18 protein-coding genes and 3 tRNA genes are annotated in these 16959 nt (G+C 41.4%); 14 read left to right on the top strand and 7 right to left on the bottom strand.

The window, feature by feature from the left end; genetic code table 11:
• Positions 1 to 26: 26 nt before the first annotated feature.
• From K1J10_RS02845 to K1J10_RS02820, 6 genes are all read left to right on the top strand, one after another.
• Complete coding sequence (locus K1J10_RS02845; RefSeq protein ID WP_061563932.1) at positions 27 to 1052, top strand: branched-chain amino acid aminotransferase; 1026 nt, start codon at positions 27 to 29, stop codon at positions 1050 to 1052.
• A 144-nt stretch (positions 1053 to 1196) separates the two neighbouring features.
• The gene (locus tag K1J10_RS02840; protein WP_048715920.1) at positions 1197 to 1427 is read left to right on the top strand and encodes a DUF2969 domain-containing protein; all 231 of its coding nucleotides are present in this window, start codon (positions 1197 to 1199) and stop codon (positions 1425 to 1427) included.
• Positions 1428 to 1479: 52 nt separating this feature from the next.
• A tRNA-Tyr gene (locus tag K1J10_RS02835) sits at positions 1480 to 1560 on the top strand.
• A gap of 9 nt (positions 1561 to 1569) precedes the next feature.
• Positions 1570 to 1641 (top strand) — tRNA-Gln (locus K1J10_RS02830).
• A 167-nt stretch (positions 1642 to 1808) separates the two neighbouring features.
• Positions 1809 to 3008 carry a 30S ribosomal protein S1 gene (gene rpsA / locus K1J10_RS02825; RefSeq protein ID WP_223355796.1) on the top strand — a complete coding sequence of 400 codons (1200 nt, stop codon included), beginning with the start codon at positions 1809 to 1811 and terminating at the stop codon, positions 3006 to 3008.
• A gap of 76 nt (positions 3009 to 3084) precedes the next feature.
• Positions 3085 to 3156, top strand: a tRNA-Arg gene (locus K1J10_RS02820).
• Between the two features lie 162 nt (positions 3157 to 3318).
• On the opposite strand, the gene K1J10_RS02815 is transcribed toward K1J10_RS02820, so the two are convergent.
• Positions 3319 to 4305: an L-lactate dehydrogenase gene (locus tag K1J10_RS02815; protein WP_195324000.1), complete on the bottom strand. Its 987-nt coding sequence runs from the start codon at positions 4303 to 4305 to the stop codon at positions 3319 to 3321.
• A gap of 195 nt (positions 4306 to 4500) precedes the next feature.
• On the opposite strand from K1J10_RS02815, the gene gyrA reads away from it, so the two are divergent.
• From gyrA to radC, 4 genes are all read left to right on the top strand, one after another.
• Entirely contained in the window at positions 4501 to 6963 is a 2463-nt protein-coding gene (gene gyrA, locus K1J10_RS02810) for a DNA gyrase subunit A (protein ID WP_195610893.1), read from the top strand.
• Positions 6964 to 6971: 8 nt separating this feature from the next.
• Complete coding sequence (locus K1J10_RS02805) at positions 6972 to 7718, top strand: class A sortase (protein ID WP_223355795.1); 747 nt, start codon at positions 6972 to 6974, stop codon at positions 7716 to 7718.
• Positions 7719 to 8143: 425 nt separating this feature from the next.
• Complete coding sequence (locus tag K1J10_RS02800; protein ID WP_223355794.1) at positions 8144 to 8422, top strand: porphobilinogen deaminase; 279 nt, start codon at positions 8144 to 8146, stop codon at positions 8420 to 8422.
• Positions 8423 to 8482: 60 nt separating this feature from the next.
• The gene (gene radC / locus K1J10_RS02795; RefSeq protein WP_156676355.1) at positions 8483 to 9166 is read left to right on the top strand and encodes a RadC family protein; all 684 of its coding nucleotides are present in this window, start codon (positions 8483 to 8485) and stop codon (positions 9164 to 9166) included.
• A 188-nt stretch (positions 9167 to 9354) separates the two neighbouring features.
• Here radC and K1J10_RS02790 read toward each other — a convergent pair whose 3' ends face one another.
• The 6 genes from K1J10_RS02790 to K1J10_RS02765 all read right to left on the bottom strand — a co-directional run bounded on the left by K1J10_RS02790 (position 9355) and on the right by K1J10_RS02765 (position 13388).
• Positions 9355 to 9999 carry a redox-sensing transcriptional repressor Rex gene (locus K1J10_RS02790; RefSeq protein WP_129822082.1) on the bottom strand — a complete coding sequence of 215 codons (645 nt, stop codon included), beginning with the start codon at positions 9997 to 9999 and terminating at the stop codon, positions 9355 to 9357.
• 93 nt (positions 10000 to 10092) lie between these two features.
• Complete coding sequence (locus K1J10_RS02785; RefSeq protein ID WP_223355793.1) at positions 10093 to 10329, bottom strand: DUF4649 family protein; 237 nt, start codon at positions 10327 to 10329, stop codon at positions 10093 to 10095.
• A complete protein-coding gene (locus K1J10_RS02780; protein ID WP_023023159.1) occupies positions 10329 to 10676 on the bottom strand; it encodes a DUF1831 domain-containing protein in 348 nt (115 codons plus the stop codon). The genes K1J10_RS02785 and K1J10_RS02780 overlap by 1 nt, the downstream gene beginning before the upstream one ends.
• Positions 10666 to 11793 (bottom strand): cysteine desulfurase family protein, encoded by a 1128-nt coding sequence (locus tag K1J10_RS02775; protein WP_223355792.1) that lies wholly within the window; start codon positions 11791 to 11793, stop codon positions 10666 to 10668. The genes K1J10_RS02780 and K1J10_RS02775 overlap by 11 nt, the downstream gene beginning before the upstream one ends.
• Positions 11794 to 11802: 9 nt before the next feature.
• The gene (locus K1J10_RS02770) at positions 11803 to 12759 is read right to left on the bottom strand and encodes a ribose-phosphate diphosphokinase (protein WP_048788987.1); all 957 of its coding nucleotides are present in this window, start codon (positions 12757 to 12759) and stop codon (positions 11803 to 11805) included.
• A gap of 62 nt (positions 12760 to 12821) precedes the next feature.
• Complete coding sequence (locus K1J10_RS02765; RefSeq protein WP_223355791.1) at positions 12822 to 13388, bottom strand: CYTH domain-containing protein; 567 nt, start codon at positions 13386 to 13388, stop codon at positions 12822 to 12824.
• A gap of 95 nt (positions 13389 to 13483) precedes the next feature.
• Between K1J10_RS02765 and K1J10_RS02760 the strand changes: the two genes are divergently transcribed.
• The 4 genes from K1J10_RS02760 to pta are packed head-to-tail and all read left to right on the top strand — an operon-like array spanning position 13484 to position 16840.
• Complete coding sequence (locus K1J10_RS02760; RefSeq protein ID WP_061563942.1) at positions 13484 to 14155, top strand: GTP pyrophosphokinase; 672 nt, start codon at positions 13484 to 13486, stop codon at positions 14153 to 14155.
• Positions 14139 to 14957: an NAD kinase gene (locus K1J10_RS02755; RefSeq protein WP_281281320.1), complete on the top strand. Its 819-nt coding sequence runs from the start codon at positions 14139 to 14141 to the stop codon at positions 14955 to 14957. Before K1J10_RS02760 ends, K1J10_RS02755 begins: the two co-directional genes overlap by 17 nt.
• Entirely contained in the window at positions 14954 to 15844 is an 891-nt protein-coding gene (locus K1J10_RS02750; protein WP_223355790.1) for an RluA family pseudouridine synthase, read from the top strand. The genes K1J10_RS02755 and K1J10_RS02750 overlap by 4 nt, the downstream gene beginning before the upstream one ends.
• Before the next feature lie 21 nt (positions 15845 to 15865).
• A complete protein-coding gene (pta, locus tag K1J10_RS02745) occupies positions 15866 to 16840 on the top strand; it encodes a phosphate acetyltransferase (protein ID WP_195549828.1) in 975 nt (324 codons plus the stop codon).
• Positions 16841 to 16959: the final 119 nt, after the last annotated feature.

Below are 16959 nucleotides of genomic sequence, written 5' to 3'. Positions count from 1 at the left end.
TCTTGAATGGAAGAAGGAAAACTGACATGACAGTATCACTTGATTGGGAAAATCTTGGATTTTCTTATATGAAATTACCTTACCGCTACATCGCCTATTATCGTAATGGTGCCTGGGAAAAAGGAGAACTATCCGAAGATGCCACGCTTCATATTTCTGAATCTTCTCCGAGTTTACACTATGGACAGCAAGCTTTCGAGGGTCTGAAAGCCTACCGGACAAAAGATGGCAGCATTCAATTGTTCCGTCCGGATGAAAATGCCAAACGTCTTCAACGGACCGCCGATCGTCTTTTGATGCCTCAAGTTCCAACGGATATGTTTGTGGATGCTTGTAAGGCAGTAGTGCGTGCCAATGAAGAATATGTCCCACCATATGGAACAGGTGGAACCCTCTATCTTCGTCCATTGTTGATTGGAGTCGGAGATATCATTGGGGTGAAGCCAGCAGAGGAATACATCTTTACGATCTTTGCTATGCCAGTCGGAAACTACTTCAAGGGTGGCTTGGTTCCAACCAACTTCTTGATCCAAGACGACTATGACCGGGCAGCTCCTCATGGGACAGGCGCAGCGAAAGTCGGTGGAAACTATGCCGCTAGCCTCTTACCTGGTAAATTAGCTAAGTCTCGGAACTTCTCAGACGTGATTTACTTGGATCCTGCAACCCACACCAAGATTGAAGAAGTGGGATCTGCTAACTTTTTTGGGATCACAGCTGATAATGAGTTTGTGACACCACTTAGCCCATCTATTCTGCCATCCATTACCAAGTATTCCTTGCTCTATCTTGCCGAGCACCGTCTTAGTTTGACACCAATCGAAGGGGATGTCCCAATCGATAACTTGGACCGCTTTGTTGAAGCAGGGGCTTGTGGAACTGCTGCAGTTATTTCACCAATTGGGGGAGTTCAGCACGGAGATGACTTCCATGTCTTCTATTCAGAAACGGAAGTAGGACCGGTTACCCGCAAGCTTTATGATGAATTAACGGGCATCCAGTTTGGTGATATTGAAGCACCAGAAGGATGGATTTTCAAAGTAAACGATTAAAGGAATGATCAGAGGGAGGAGGACTCCCTCTTTTTTCTTAGGAAGAGATACTAGCAAATTAAAATAATTTAATCATGAAACATTTTCGGCTTGCAAGCATGTGAAAAATTTTGTAAAATAAAGGGGTTGAAATGAGGTAGAAGAATGAGTAAAAAAGATAAAAAAATCGAAATCCAAATTTCTGATAGCAAGGTAGTTGTAGGAAAAGATACCTTTGATGGCTACCAATTAGCGATTGGGAAGAAGGCTATTGCTGAGATTGCTGATATGGGGGCTCAGTTCGCTCTTGTGAAAAACGGAGCCGTAGAAAGTCTTTATAAATCACTGGAAAAAGCAGTGGAAAGTGCCATCGAAAATTATAATTTGAACAAATAAGGGGTTGCATTTTCATGAAATCAATGGTATAATTGTGTCTGTTGATTTGCTTGGAGAGATAGCGAAGAGGCTAAACGCGGCGGACTGTAAATCCGCTCCTTCGGGTTCGGGGGTTCGAATCCCTCTCTCTCCATTTCACTTTTGGGGTATAGCCAAGCGGTAAGGCAAGGGACTTTGACTCCCTCATGCGTTGGTTCGAATCCAGCTACCCCAGTTCTAGGTAATATCAGATAAGGTGGTAAAATATCTACTCAGGTATTTTATTTCTTTATATGAAGAAGTCGTTGTAGATCATTTTGATTTCGTTGCGAGTGCTTGCTTAGGAAAAATAATTATAAGTATGTCAAGTTTAGAAAACTTGATTGTTGGAGGATTTTTTAGATGAATGAATTTGAAGATTTGCTAAACAGTGTTAGCCAAGTTGAGCCAGGTGATGTTGTTACTGCTGAAGTTTTGACAGTTGACGCTACACAAGCTAACGTTGCAATCTCTGGAACTGGTGTCGAAGGTGTCTTGACTCTTCGCGAATTGACAAACGATCGTGATGCTGACATCAATGACTTGGTTAAACCAGGTGAAACACTTGAATTGCTTGTTCTTCGTCAAGTAGTTGGTAAAGATACTGATACAGTAACTTACCTTGTATCTAAAAAACGTTTGGAAGCTCGCAAAGCATGGGACAAATTGGTCGGACGTGAAGAAGAAGTTGTTACTGTTAAAGGAACTCGCGCAGTTAAGGGCGGACTTTCAGTAGAATTTGAAGGACTTCGTGGATTTATTCCAGCTTCAATGCTTGATACTCGTTTTGTACGTAACACTGAACGTTTCGTAGGTCAAGAATTTGATGCTAAAATCAAAGAAGTTGACGCAAAAGAAAACCGCTTCATCCTTTCTCGTCGTGAAGTTGTTGAAGCTGCATCAGCTGCAGCTCGCGCTGAAGTATTTGGTAAATTGAACGTTGGTGACGTTGTAACTGGTAAAGTTGCTCGTATCACTAGCTTTGGTGCTTTCATCGACCTTGGTGGTGTTGATGGATTGGTTCACTTGACTGAATTGTCACACGAACGCAACGTTTCACCTAAATCAGTTGTAACTGTTGGTGAAGAAATCGAAGTGAAAGTCCTTGACTTGAACGAAGAAGATGGTCGCGTATCACTTTCATTGAAAGCTACAACACCTGGACCATGGGATGGCGTAGAACAAAAATTGGCTGCTGGTGATGTCATCGAAGGTACTGTTAAACGTTTGACTGACTTCGGTGCATTCGTTGAAGTATTGCCAGGTATCGATGGACTTGTACACATCTCACAAATTTCACACAAACGTGTTGAAAATCCAAAAGATGTACTTAAAGTTGGACAAGAAGTAACTGTTAAAGTTCTTGAAGTAAATGCTGCTGATGAACGTGTATCACTTTCTATCAAAGCTCTTGAAGAACGTCCAGCTCAAGAAGAAGGCGAAAAACAAGAAAAACGTCAACAACGTCCACGTCGTCCAAAACAAGAAAAACGTGACTTTGAACTTCCAGAAACTCAAACTGGATTCTCAATGGCTGACTTGTTTGGTGATATTGAATTGTAATCAACATAAAAAGCTTGCTTAGGCAAGCTTTTTTTACTTGTAAAATGATCGATTTTTTGATATACTATCATAGTTGCCACCCTTAGTGTAATGGATATCACGTAAGATTCCGGTTCTTGAGATGGGAGTTCGATTCTCTCAGGGTGGATGACGATAGGAGAGCCTTGTGGCTCTCTTTTTTTTGTTTTTGGATGAAGAAGATAGCATTGAGTTTTTAAGAGCAGAATTGGGCTCTCAGGGCTCTCTAGGATTTCATAATAATGAGATCAAGAAAACACCATGTCCTAAGACATGGTGTTTAATGTTTTGTTTAGTTTTTAGAAGCTGCTTGGAATTCTGGGTTCTTCCATGCTTCATCGATAATTGCTTGCAATTCTTTTGCAGATGCTTGCATCTTTTGTGTTTCAGCGTCGTTCAATGGGATGTTTACTGGACGAACGATACCGTGCGCACCAACGATCGCTGGTTGACCGATAAAGACGTTCTCAACTCCGTATTGTCCTTCTTGGAAGACTGAAAGTGGAAGTACAGCATTTTCATCATCAAGGATGGCACGAGTAATACGTGCAAGGGCAACGGCGATACCGTAGTAAGTAGCCCCTTTCTTGTTGATGATTGAGTAAGCAGCATCACGTACAGAGATGAAGAGATCTACAAGGTCAGCCTCATTCAAGTCACGGTTTGCTTGCAACCATTGTTCCAATTTCACGCCGGCAACGTTGGCATGTGACCAAACAGCAAACTCTGAGTCACCGTGTTCACCCATGATGTAGGCATGGACTGAACGAGCGTCAACACCAATCTTTTCAGCAAGTGCTTGACGGAAACGAGCTGAGTCAAGAGAAGTACCTGAACCGATAACACGTTCTTTAGGGAAACCTGAGAATTTCCAAGTAGAGTAAGTCAAGACGTCAACTGGGTTAGCGGCTACAAGGAAGATACCGTCGAAACCAGAAGCAACAACTTGTTCAACGATTGATTTGTTGATGGCAAGGTTTTTACCAACAAGGTCAAGACGAGTTTCACCTGGTTTTTGAGGAGCACCCGCAGTAATAACAACGAGGTCAGCATCCGCACAGTCTTCGTACTTAGCAGCATAAATCTTCTTAGGAGAAGTGAAGGCAAGTGCGTGGCTAAGGTCTTCAGCATCACCAACCGCTTTTTCAAACAATTGAGGAATTTCGATGATACCTAATTCTTGTGCGATACCTTGAGTAACAAGTGCGAAAGCATAAGATGAACCTACAGCGCCGTCACCAACAAGGATAACTTTTTTATGTTGTTTAGTTAATGTCATTATTCTAAACGTCTCCTTCTATTTTTTGGGGTTTCCCCATTCGCATTTATTCTACCACTTTTACTTTTCTTTGTCACGGTTTTACGCCTAATTTGGACGATGTAAACGTTTTTACTCTTGTGTTCCGAAGGAGAAAAAAAGTCCTAAATGTGTTATAATAGTATGGTGAATTAATTAAAGAGAGGCATTGTTTTAATGCAGGATAATAACTTAGTTGATGTTAACTTAACATCGGAAATGAAGACCAGTTTCATCGATTACGCTATGAGTGTTATCGTGTCTCGGGCTCTTCCTGACGTGCGAGATGGTTTAAAGCCAGTTCATCGTCGGATTCTTTATGGAATGAATGAACTTGGAGTTACACCAGATAAACCACATAAGAAATCTGCCCGTATTACTGGGGATGTTATGGGTAAATACCATCCACACGGGGACTCTTCTATTTATGAGGCTATGGTTCGGATGGCTCAATGGTGGAGCTATCGTTACATGCTCGTAGATGGGCATGGGAACTTTGGTTCTATGGATGGTGATGGGGCTGCGGCCCAACGGTATACAGAAGCTCGTATGAGCAAGATTGCTCTTGAAATGCTTCGGGATATCAACAAGAATACAGTTGATTTCACAGATAACTATGATGCCAGTGAACGCGAACCAAACGTCCTTCCAGCTCGCTTCCCTAACTTGTTAGTCAATGGAGCGACAGGGATTGCGGTAGGGATGGCGACAAATATCCCTCCACACAACCTCGGTGAGTCTATTGATGCTGTCAAGCTAATGATGGACAATCCTGATGTGACCACACGTGAGCTGATGGAGGTGCTTCCTGGACCAGATTTCCCTACCGGTGCCTTGGTCATGGGCAAATCAGGTATTCATAAGGCCTATGAAACAGGAAAAGGCTCAATTGTCTTGCGGTCTCGGACGGAAATTGAAGAGACCAAGACAGGCCGTGAACGCATTGTTGTTACAGAATTTCCTTATATGGTCAATAAGACTAAAGTGCATGAACATATCGTTCGTTTGGTTCAAGAAAAACGAATCGATGGGATTACAGCAGTTCGGGATGAGTCTAACCGGGAAGGAGTTCGTTTCGTCATCGAAGTGCGCCGTGATGCCTCAGCTAATGTTATCTTAAACAACCTCTTCAAGATGACCCAAATGCAAACCAATTTTGGTTTCAACATGTTGGCAATTCAAAATGGTGTCCCTAAGATTCTCTCTCTTCGTGAGATTTTAGGATCTTATATTGAGCACCAAAAAGAAGTAGTGACTCGTCGGACCATCTTTGATAAAGAGAAGGCGGAAGCTCGTGCCCATATCTTGGAAGGTCTCTTAATCGCTCTTGATCACATCGATGAAGTGATTAAAATCATCCGTAATAGCCAGACAGATGCAGAAGCACAAGCAGAATTGATGAGTAAGTTTAAGCTTTCTGAGCGTCAAAGCCAAGCTATTTTGGATATGCGTCTTCGTCGTTTGACTGGTTTAGAACGTGACAAGATTCAAAGCGAATACGATGATCTCGTTGCCTTGATTGCTGATCTTGCTGATATTTTAGCCAAGCCAGAGCGTGTAGTTGCGATTATCAAGGAAGAATTGGACGAGGTCAAACGGAAGTTTGGAGATCCACGTCGGACAGAATTGATGGTAGGAGAAGTTCTATCACTAGAAGACGAAGATTTGATCGAAGAAAGCAATGTTTTGATCACTCTCTCTAACAAAGGTTACATCAAACGATTGGATCAAGATGAATTTACTGCTCAAAAACGTGGGGGACGTGGTGTTCAAGGTACAGGGGTCAAGGATGATGACTTTGTCCGTGAATTGGTTTCTACCAGCACCCATGATCGTTTGCTCTTCTTTACCAATAAGGGACGGGTTTACCGTCTGAAAGGCTATGAAATTCCTGAATACGGCCGTACAGCTAAGGGACTTCCAATTGTCAACTTGCTCAAGTTAGATGACGGAGAATCCATTCAGACCATTATTAACGTCGCTCAGGATCGTAGTGAAGACGCTTATCTCTTCTTTACAACCCGCTCAGGTTTGGTAAAACGGACCAGTGTAGCTGAGTTTGCTAATATTCGTCAAAATGGCTTGAAAGCTCTTAACCTTAAAGATGAGGATGAGCTGATCAACGTCTTCCTCACAGACGGAAATACGGACGTGATCATCGGGACAAAATTTGGTTATTCTGTCCGCTTCAATGAGTCTGTCGTACGGAATATGGGCCGTTCGGCAACTGGGGTACGAGGTGTCAACCTTCGTCCAGGTGACCAAGTGGTCGGTGCAAGCGTCATTACAGATCAAGATGAAGTATTGATCATCACTGAAAAGGGATACGGTAAACGCACGCGTGCTGATGAGTATCCAACAAAAGGACGTGGTGGTAAAGGGATTAAAACTGCTAATGTGGTTGATAAGAATGGTCCTCTGGCCGGTCTCATGACTGTCAAAGGAGATGAAGATTTGATGATTATCACCAATACAGGTGTCATGATTCGTACCAGCGTCGCCAATATTTCTCAAACTGGACGTTCGACCATGGGTGTGAAAGTGATGCGTCTGGATCAAGATGCCCAAATCGTAACCTTTACAACTGTTCAAGCTGACGAAAAAGATGAGTCAGAGACTGAAACTGAAAGTGAAGGGTAGGATAAATAATGGCTTCAAGAAGAAAAAAGAAGAAAACAAGCTTACGAAATCGCTTGATTAATATCTTTGCTACCTTACTAATCCTTTTGTCTATTGCCTTGATCTTTAATGCTCCGATTCGGAACATGATCATGGTTTGGCATACCAATCAGTATCAAGTCAACAAGGTATCAAAAAAGACCATCGATAAGAACAAAGATGCTAAGACTAGCTTTGATTTTAAAGAAGTCAAATCGCTTTCTACAGAATCTGTTATCAATGCCCAGTGGCAGGCGCAGAAGTTGCCTGTTATTGGGGGGATAGCAATTCCTGAATTGAAGATGAACCTTCCGATTTTTAAAGGCTTAGATAATGTGGGACTCTATTATGGGGCAGGTACCATGAAAGAGGACCAGGTTATGGGGCAAAGAAATTACTCCTTGGCTAGTCACCATGTCTTTGGTTTAACAGGGGCAAATGAAATGCTCTTCTCTCCATTAGAACATGCCAAAGCTGGAATGAAAATCTATGTCACAGATAAAGAAAAGATCTATACCTATGTGATTACCTCTTTGGAAACAGTATCTCCGGATCGTATTGATGTTATTGCTGACCACGAAGGTGTTAATGAGATTACTTTGGTTACCTGTGATGATTTAGCTGCAACCAATCGGATTATTGTTAAAGGTACGTTAGAAACGTCTGTAGACTATGATCAAGCTCCAAAAGAGATTTTAGAAGCTTTCAGCAAGTCTTATAATCAAATGCAATTATAATCAACTTAAAAAGAGGTCCTTGACCTCTTTTTTGAATGTAGACAAATTGTTATGTTACATAAAACAGCTGGATGATTTTCAAAAAATGACTTTTATTTTTACTCATTTAAGAAGAAGCAAAACTTTCCGCTGTGAGAAAAGTGCCTGAAACACTGTTCATTCAGGCACTCGGAATTATTGAGACATTAGACTCAATAATTAGTCATGGAACTTCTACGAAGTTCGCTGACGTCCGTACTCACCTAAGGAAAGTTTTTTAAATTACTTTGTTTTCAATCTGAAAAGAGGTCCTTGACCCCTTTTTTTCTGTTAATTTTCTGCCAACTTGTAAGAGGATAGTCATAAAATGTTACCTGACTGACATATTTTTACATGCTTTCTATTTTATAATAGAAGAGTGATAGAAAGAAACTTGGAGGAACTAAATGCGCACAGAAGATATCTATACTTTGTTAAGAAACTTCTATGGCTTACTGGTCAATGATTTCCCCAAAACAGGGCTCATTACCAAGGGGATCTACGAAGTTGAACAGGTCTTCGAAACCATTGAAAACCTTCCTGATGATCAAGAGCACTTAATTCGATACGAAATTCGTCAATTTCTTGCGTCTTTGGAACAAGTGCAAGAATGCTATAGAATTAACTTCTCAAATGAAGAAACTAGAATTCTTGAAAACTTAAGAGAAGCAGTTTGTCCAATTTAATTTTTACGGAATCGTCCTTTTTCCTCCTCAATTGCGAATTATTAATTGAGGAGGTTTTTTATGTATCATATTGTATTTCAAGAATCTGGTCTCTTACCTAGAGAACGCTTGCTAACAGAGGGCCCTGATAAGCTCAGTCATCAAGAATTGCTGTCCATCTTATTACGGACGGGGAACAAAAATAAACCAGTCTACGAGATCGCTCAGGACCTGCTGGGCTCACTAAAGAGTTTAAAAGAACTGGCTAGTATGAGTTTTCAGGAGTTACAGGAAGTTCCAGGAATTGGGAAAGTTAAGGCCATTGAGCTGTTAGCTGCTATTGAACTAGGGAAACGAATACAGACTTCTGAAGTGATTGAAACGGAACAAATCATGAGTAGTCAGAAGCTGGCAAAAATGATGCAACAAAAAATAGGCCATGAGAAACAGGAGCATTTACTGGCCTTGTATCTGAATACCCAAAATCAAATTATCCATCAGCAAGTGATCTTTATCGGAACAGTCAATCGTAGCATTGCAGAACCGAGAGAAATCTTGCACTATGCCATCAAGCATATGGCGACATCCTTAATCTTGGTTCACAACCACCCGTCCGGGATCATTCATCCTAGCAAGAATGATGATGGTGTCACCCAACAAATGATAGAAGCCTGCAATTGTCTAGGAATTGTTTTTCTGGACCATCTGATTGTCTCAACTGATGATTATTATAGCTACCGGGAAGAAACAGATTTATTGGTATAGAAAAAGAGAGTGGGACAGAAATCGGTAATTCGTTAGAATTCGATTTCGTCGTCCCACCTCCGCACAGTTGAGTAGGGCTGTAAAAGCTGATGAAATCAGCGTGGTAGAGCCCATTAAACCACTGCGTCTTGCTCGATAATACAAAGACAATTGAGAGGCTAGGACTTTTGTCCCAGCCTCTTTGCTTATCATGAATTTTTACGCATAAAGTAGAGAAGGGTTTGCAGTTCACTGGTTAGGTCGACATATTGGACTACCACATCTTTTGGAACTGTTAAGTGTACGGGAGAAAAGCTAAGGATTCCCTTGATACCGGCTTCAACTAGTAAATCTGCAACTTCTTGAGATTTTACACTTGGAACGGTTAAAATGGCTGTTTGAATCTCTTGTCCCTCAAGTTTTTCTTTTAGTGTGGAGATCCCGTAAATCGGTATACCATCTTTACTTTTAGTGCCGACTAACTCATGATCATCCGTATCAAATGCCATGACAATTTTCATTTTGTTTCGCTCATGGAAGCGATAGTGAAGAAGGGCACTCCCCATATTTCCAATCCCGACGATAGCAACATTGGTGATGGAGTTATCATTCAAGAGATCGGCAAAGAAGTTCATTAACTTTTTGACATCATAACCAAAACCACGTCGTCCCAGCTCTCCAAAGTAGGAGAAGTCTCGACGAACAGTTGCGGAATCAATCCCGATGGCTTCAGCAATCTGTTTTGAATTTGCTCGTTCGATTTTCTCTGCATTAAAGCGTTTAAAAATGCGGTAATACAAGGAGAGTCGTTTGGCAGTAGCACGAGGAATTGGATTAGTCTTATCTTGTTTCACAATATCACAACCTTTCAAATCTATTTTATAAAAAGTTTGTGAAAAAAGCAACTATCTTCTACTAAAAAAACACCAAAACGGTGCTTTTCTTTCTTAATTGGAATTTCTTAAACTCTGATCAAACTGAATCAGATAGCGATAGAAGTCACCGATTTTTCCAGTGAAAGGTAAGGTTTGCTCCTTGTAGGTAACAGAAACAACCTGATAGGAATCTGGAATCGTCACACAGCCTGAGAAGGCTAATAGACAGTGATCTATGTTGTCGTAGCTAACCTGACGTTCCTTTTGGTATGCATCCAAATAGGTGAGGACTACAGGACCATTGGTCATTACTTTTCAATCCTTTCAAAGATTTCACGTTCCACTAAACTGTCCATGAGGAAGTAGAATTTTTGTTGGATAATCTTGTTTTCTGGATTTTTAAAAATATTTACCAAACGAAGGCCTGACTTGTCAGTAATGTTAATTTTAAATCCTGTTAAATCCTTATTGATGATAATTTTTAACTTAAAGCCATCTCCGCTATTTGGAACAGCTTCTAACAAACGATTTAATTCGTAGTTTCCAACCTTTGTTTGTGCAAAAGTATTGTCGCGTAGGGTATATTTTTTAATATTTGGATGGATTGCGTATGTGTAATCGCAGTTTGGTAATGAGACAGATGTTTCAAATGCCATGTAATTCTCCTAAAATTTTGTGTATAGTTGTTACAAAAGTATCGACCTCAGCAGTCGTATTGAATTCGGATAAACTAATGCGAATAGATTCCTTCAAGCGAGGTGAAGCTTCGCCATAATAAGCTGCAAGGACATGACTTGGCTGAACAGTCCCCGCAGTACAAGCAGAGCCAGTTGAGACTGAAATCCCTGCCATATCTAAACGAAGCATTAAGATATCATTGCTGATACCAGGGAAGCCAATGTTCAAGACATGAGGAAGTTTGGAGTCTGTGCTATTCAGATAGAAATCTAAATCTTCTAGGCCAGTTAGGATACGATCAGATAAGCTCTGAATGTACTGATAATTTGCGTCTAACTGATCAGTTGCTTCTTTAAGGGCTTGAGCCATTCCAGCAATTGAAATCAAGTTCTCTGTGCTAGCTCGACGTTTGTCTTCTTGGTCACCCCCGTGTAAGAGATTGAAAAAGTCAGGCTTTCTAGCATAGAGGACGCCGACGCCTTTAGGCCCGTGAAATTTATGAGCGGATGCGGTTAAAAAGTCAATTCCCAGCTCTTCAGGGGCTACAGCAAGTTTACCAACGGCTTGAACGGCATCGACATGAAAAGCAGCAGGATGGTCTTTTAAAAGGTCAGAAATGTCCTTGATGGGTAAGAGATCGCCTGTTTCGTTGTTGGCATACATGGTGGATACTAAAATAGTATCGGAACGAAGTGCAGCTCGAATATCTTCAGGTCGAATTTTTTGATCGACCGGTTGAATGATGGTTACTTCAAATCCATATTCTTGAACCAAGTACTCAATCGGTTCAAGGACGGCATGGTGCTCAATAGCCGTGGTAATAATATGCTTCCCTTGCTGTCTATGTTTGAGACAGTAGCCCTTTATAACAGTGTTATTGCTTTCGGTCCCGCCAGATGTGAAGATAATCTGTTGACTAGAGGTCTTTAAACAAGTTGCAACGCATTCCCTAGCGTCTCTAAGAATCTTTTTCGCTTGGCGACCGTGGGAGTGGAGACTAGAGGGATTTCCGAAACTGGTTTCCATCGTTTCTGTCATCACCTTGATTACTCCTGGGCTTAGGGGAGTGGTTGCCGCATTGTCAAAATAAATCACGCCATCACCTTATTTCTTGTGGTATGCAAAGAGTGGACTAACTGGTTTACGCTCTTGTATACGTACAAGGGCATCTCCAATCAATTCGCTTGCAGTAATGTATTTTACATTTTTTGGTTTTTGCTCTTTGGTTGCTACAGAGTCTGTAACCAAAATTTCTTTAATCGGTGCTTGGTCTAGTAATTCCGCAGCTCCCTTAACGAAAAGTCCGTGACTTGAAACGGCATAAATCTCAGTAGCGCCGTCGCGTTGGACAATTTTTGCAGCCTCAGAGAAGGTTTTTCCTGTATTTAGAATATCATCGATCAGGATTGCTTTTTTACCTTTAACATCCCCGATGATGTAGCCCTCGTCACGGCTAGAGTCGTCTTGGGCGTAGTCGATGATAGCAATTGGGGCATCTAGATATTCTGCAAGATTGCGTGCGCGTTTCACTCCAGAATTTTTAGGGCTGACAACCACTACATCTGAACCGGTTAAACCTTGTTTGATATAGTGATCAGCAAATAGAGGAATCGTGAACAAGTTGTCTACTGGGATATCGAAGAAGCCTTGTACTTGAACCGCATGAAGATCGAGGGTTACAACACGGTCTACTCCTGCCTTGACAAGCATGTTGGCAACCAATTTTGCTGTAATTGGTTCGCGAGGAGCAGCAGTGCGGTCTTGACGGGCATACCCAAAGTATGGAAGGACCACGTTTACGGTATGGGCACTTGCTCGTTGGCAAGCATCTACCATGATTAACAATTCCATTAAGTGATTGTTCACTGGGAAGCTAGTAGATTGGATGATGTAAATATCATATCCACGCACACTTTCTTCGATATTAATTTGGATTTCACCATCTGAGAATTGACGTGAAGAAAGCTTTCCGAGTGGGATACCAGCAACTTCCGAAATTTTTTGTGCAATTTCTTGATTGGAGTTGAGTGCGAAGAGCTTCATATTGTTTTTTTCTGACATGTGTTTGATCCTCATTTAGATATTTTTGTCTAGTCTTATTTTAGCAAAAAAATTCAGTAATTTCAGCTTTTTAGCAAACTTTGAGCCAATCTTGCTACTTTACTTTTGGCTGGCTTGTATTCAATTTGTTTTTCCTTGAGAAATTCGTGAAAATAAGTTTCATCTGAAGCGGCATCCACCTCCATTTCTAACTCATAGTCCTCGATAGAGTTATAGCGACTACGGTCAAAAGCTAATAAACCTTTAGGGATTCTTTTCTCCCGTCTCTCCGTTTCTAGACTTCCCCAGACATCTAAGGAAGTTAGAGGAATGTCTAAATCAGTGAGAAAGCTGGCAATCTCACCTTGAGGGAGTTTTTTCTCGGAGAGAAAGGTTTCTACTTGTTCAAAAGTAAGGGCTTGATTGTATTCAAAATGTCCCGCATCTTGCGGTACTTTAAGGGTTAGCTCAGCCCGATCAGCTAAGGTACGAATTCGCAAGGCCATCCGATGATTCCGAATAGCTTGGTCGGGCGTGTCAATATAGTGATTGGTTTGTCGGATAGGTGGTTGGTCTTTGAAAAAGTCTTCTAGAGAATGGTACTCTTCTTTGGTTAGTAAGGTTTTAAATTCAATTTCTAAATGATTCATAGCTACGTCCTTTTCTTTCGTTTGCAAGCTCTTTATGATATAATAATAGATGTGTTTATTTTATACAAAAAACTTTGAGATGACAAGGTGATTCAATGGCGATTGATTGGGAAAATTTTTTAGATCCCTATATCCAAGCAGTTGGGGAGTTGAAGATTAAACTTCGTGGGATAAGAAAGCAGTATCGCAAACAACAAAAGCATTCCCCAATCGAGTTTGTGACCGGTCGTGTGAAGCCGATTGAGAGTATTCTCGAAAAGATGGAACGTAGGAGTATCTCTGAAGAGAACCTGGCTCAAGATATGCAAGATATTGCTGGTCTGAGGGTCATGGTTCAATTTGTAGACGACGTAGACGAAGTCCTAGAAGTCTTGCGGAAGCGTCAGGATATGCGTGTGGTTCAAGAACGAGACTATATTCGTCACAAGAAATCAAGTGGGTATCGAAGCTATCATGTAGTGGTAGAGTATCCAGTAGATACCATTAATGGCTATGAAACGATTTTGGCAGAGATTCAGATTCGTACTTTGTCTATGAATTTCTGGGCCACCATTGAACACTCATTAAATTACAAATATAAAGGAGATTTTCCGGACGAGATTAAGAAGCGTCTTGAAGTCACCGCGAATTTGGCTTATCAACTCGATGAGGAAATGGGTGCCATTCGTGATGCCATTCAGGAGGCGCAAGCTCTTTTTGATCCAATGCATCGTAAATTAAACGATGGCGTCGGAAATAGTGATGATACAGATGAGGACTACAGGTAAAAAGGTTTCGATTATTCGAAATCGAAAACGCCAAAGCGAAGAGGTTTTTCAGCAACTTCGTTATAAATTAAAAAAGAATAATTTTATCTTAACCGAGAAGCATCCGGATATCGTGATCTCTATCGGTGGGGATGGCATGTTGCTTTCGGCTTTTCATAAGTACGAGAGTCAATTGGATCGGGTTCGTTTTGTTGGGGTGCATACGGGGCATCTTGGATTTTATACGGACTATTTAGATGATGAGATTGACAAGTTGGTAGAAAATCTCAAGTTCGATACAGGTGCCAAGGTATCTTACCCAATCCTGAATGTCAAAGTGACTTTTGATAATGGGGATACGAAGATTATGCGAGCCCTTAACGAAGCGACGATTAAGCGAAGCGATCGAACCATGGTGGCTGATTTAACCATCAATGGCGTTCATTTTGAGCGTTTTAGAGGGGATGGCATTACGGTTTCGACCCCCACAGGTAGCACAGCTTATAACAAATCCTTGGGTGGCGCTGTGCTTCACCCGACGATTGAAGCACTTCAGATTGCTGAAATCGCTAGTCTGAATAATCGTGTCTATCGAACTTTGGGGTCATCGATTATTGTTCCCAAAAAAGATAAGATTGAAATCACGCCTAGCCGGCCAGGTTTTCACATTCTCTCTGTCGATAATTCAACCTATTCCTATCGAAATATCGCCCATATCGAGTACCAGATTGATAACCACAAGATCAATTTCGTAGCGAGTCCAAGTCATACCAGTTTCTGGAATCGGGTCAAGGATGCCTTTATCGGAGATATTGACGAATGAGGTTCGAGTTTATTGCAGATGAACATGTCAAGGTTAAAACCTTTCTGAAGAAACATCAGGTTTCAAAAGGCTTATTGGCCAAAATCAAGTTTTCTGGAGGCCAGATTTTAGTCAATGGCGTCGAACAAAATGCCATTTATCTTCTGGATATCGGAGATAAGGTAACGATTGATATTCCCTCTGAGGAAGGTTATGAAGCCTTGGAGGCCATTGATCGGGATTTGGAAATCTTGTACGAAGACGATCATTTCTTGGTCATCAACAAACCGGCAGGAGTGGCATCCATTCCTAGTTCCCTTCATTCCAATACCATTGCAAACTTTGTTAAGGGTTACTATGTTCGCAATCAGTATGAAAATCAGCTCGTTCATATTGTCACCCGTTTAGACAAGGATACCAGTGGGATCATGCTTTTTGCCAAACATGGCTATGCCCATGCTCGTTTAGATAAGCAACTTCAGGCTAAGACCATTCAAAAACGTTACTTTGCATTGGTAAAGGGCAAGGGTGAGTTGGAAAGCAAGGGGGATATCATTGCCCCCATTGCGCGTGATGAAGACTCCATTATTACCCGAAAGGTAGCAAAAGGTGGCAAGTATGCTCATACTAGCTACCAAGTTGTCCAGTCTTTTGGTGATATTCATCTAGTGGATATCCAGTTGCATACAGGCCGGACCCATCAGATTCGCGTTCATTTTTCTCATATTGGTTTTCCACTCTTGGGAGATGATCTCTATGGAGGTTCGTTAGAAGATGGGATTCTTCGACAAGCCTTGCATTGCCATTCCTTGGCTTTCTATCATCCTTTTTTGGAAGAGGAGCTCCGAATTGAAAGCTCTCTGCCAGATGATTTTAGCCAAGTCTTAAAACAGTTATCAAATAATTAATTTTTTTCAAAGGAGAAACTCATGGAAGTTTTTGAAAGCCTCAAAGCCAACCTCGTTGGTAAGAATGCCCGTATTGTGTTACCAGAAGGGGAAGAACCTCGTATTCTGCAAGCAGCAAAACGGATTGTAAAAGAAACAGACGTTACACCTGTCTTGCTTGGTAATCCAGATAAGATTCGTATTTACCTTGAAATTGAAGGAGTTTTGGAAGGATACGAAGTTATCGACCCGCATTCTTACGCAGGCTTCGATGAGATGGTAGCTTCCTTGGTAGAACGTCGGAAGGGTAAAATGACAGAAGAGGAAGCGCGTCAAATTTTGCAAGACGATGTCAACTACTTTGGTGTTATGTTGGTACATCTGGGAATCGTTGATGGTATGGTATCAGGTGCCATTCACTCAACAGCTGCAACTGTTCGTCCAGCTCTTCAAATTATCAAAACTCGTCCGAATGTCAAACGCACTTCAGGTGCCTTCCTCATGGTTCGTGGATCTGAACGTTACTTGTTTGGAGACTGTGCGATTAACATCAATCCAGATGCTGAAGGCTTGGCTGAAATTGCCATCAACTCTGCTATCACAGCCAAGATGTTTGGCATTGATCCGAAAATCGCCATGTTGAGCTATTCAACTAAAGGTTCTGGTTTCGGTGAAAGTGTTGATAAGGTTGTTGAAGCAACAAAAATCGCTCATGAACTTCGTCCAGACCTTGAAATTGACGGGGAATTGCAATTTGACGCTGCCTTTGTACCAGAAACAGCAGCATTGAAAGCTCCAGGAAGTAAGGTGGCAGGACAAGCCAATGTCTTTATCTTCCCAGGTATTGAGGCAGGTAACATTGGGTACAAGATGGCAGAACGTCTTGGTGGCTTTGCAGCAGTAGGTCCAGTTTTGCAAGGGTTGAACAAACCAGTAAATGACCTTTCTCGCGGATGTAATGCAGATGACGTTTACAAATTGACTTTGATCACAGCAGCTCAAGCTGTGGAACAATAAGAAATGCATTTAGGCTCAGGAAAATCCTGAGCCTTTTTCTTTATGATAAATTGTAAAATATAGTGCAACAAAAAAACTCATAGCGTTTCATTGGGGTAAACTGTAAGTATTCACACAAA

Source organism: Streptococcus australis (assembly GCF_019930045.1).
GTDB classification, from domain to species: Bacteria; Bacillota; Bacilli; order Lactobacillales; family Streptococcaceae; genus Streptococcus; species Streptococcus australis_D.
Note: the sequence above shows the minus strand (reverse complement) of the source record. Positions and strands in the feature narration are given on the sequence as shown.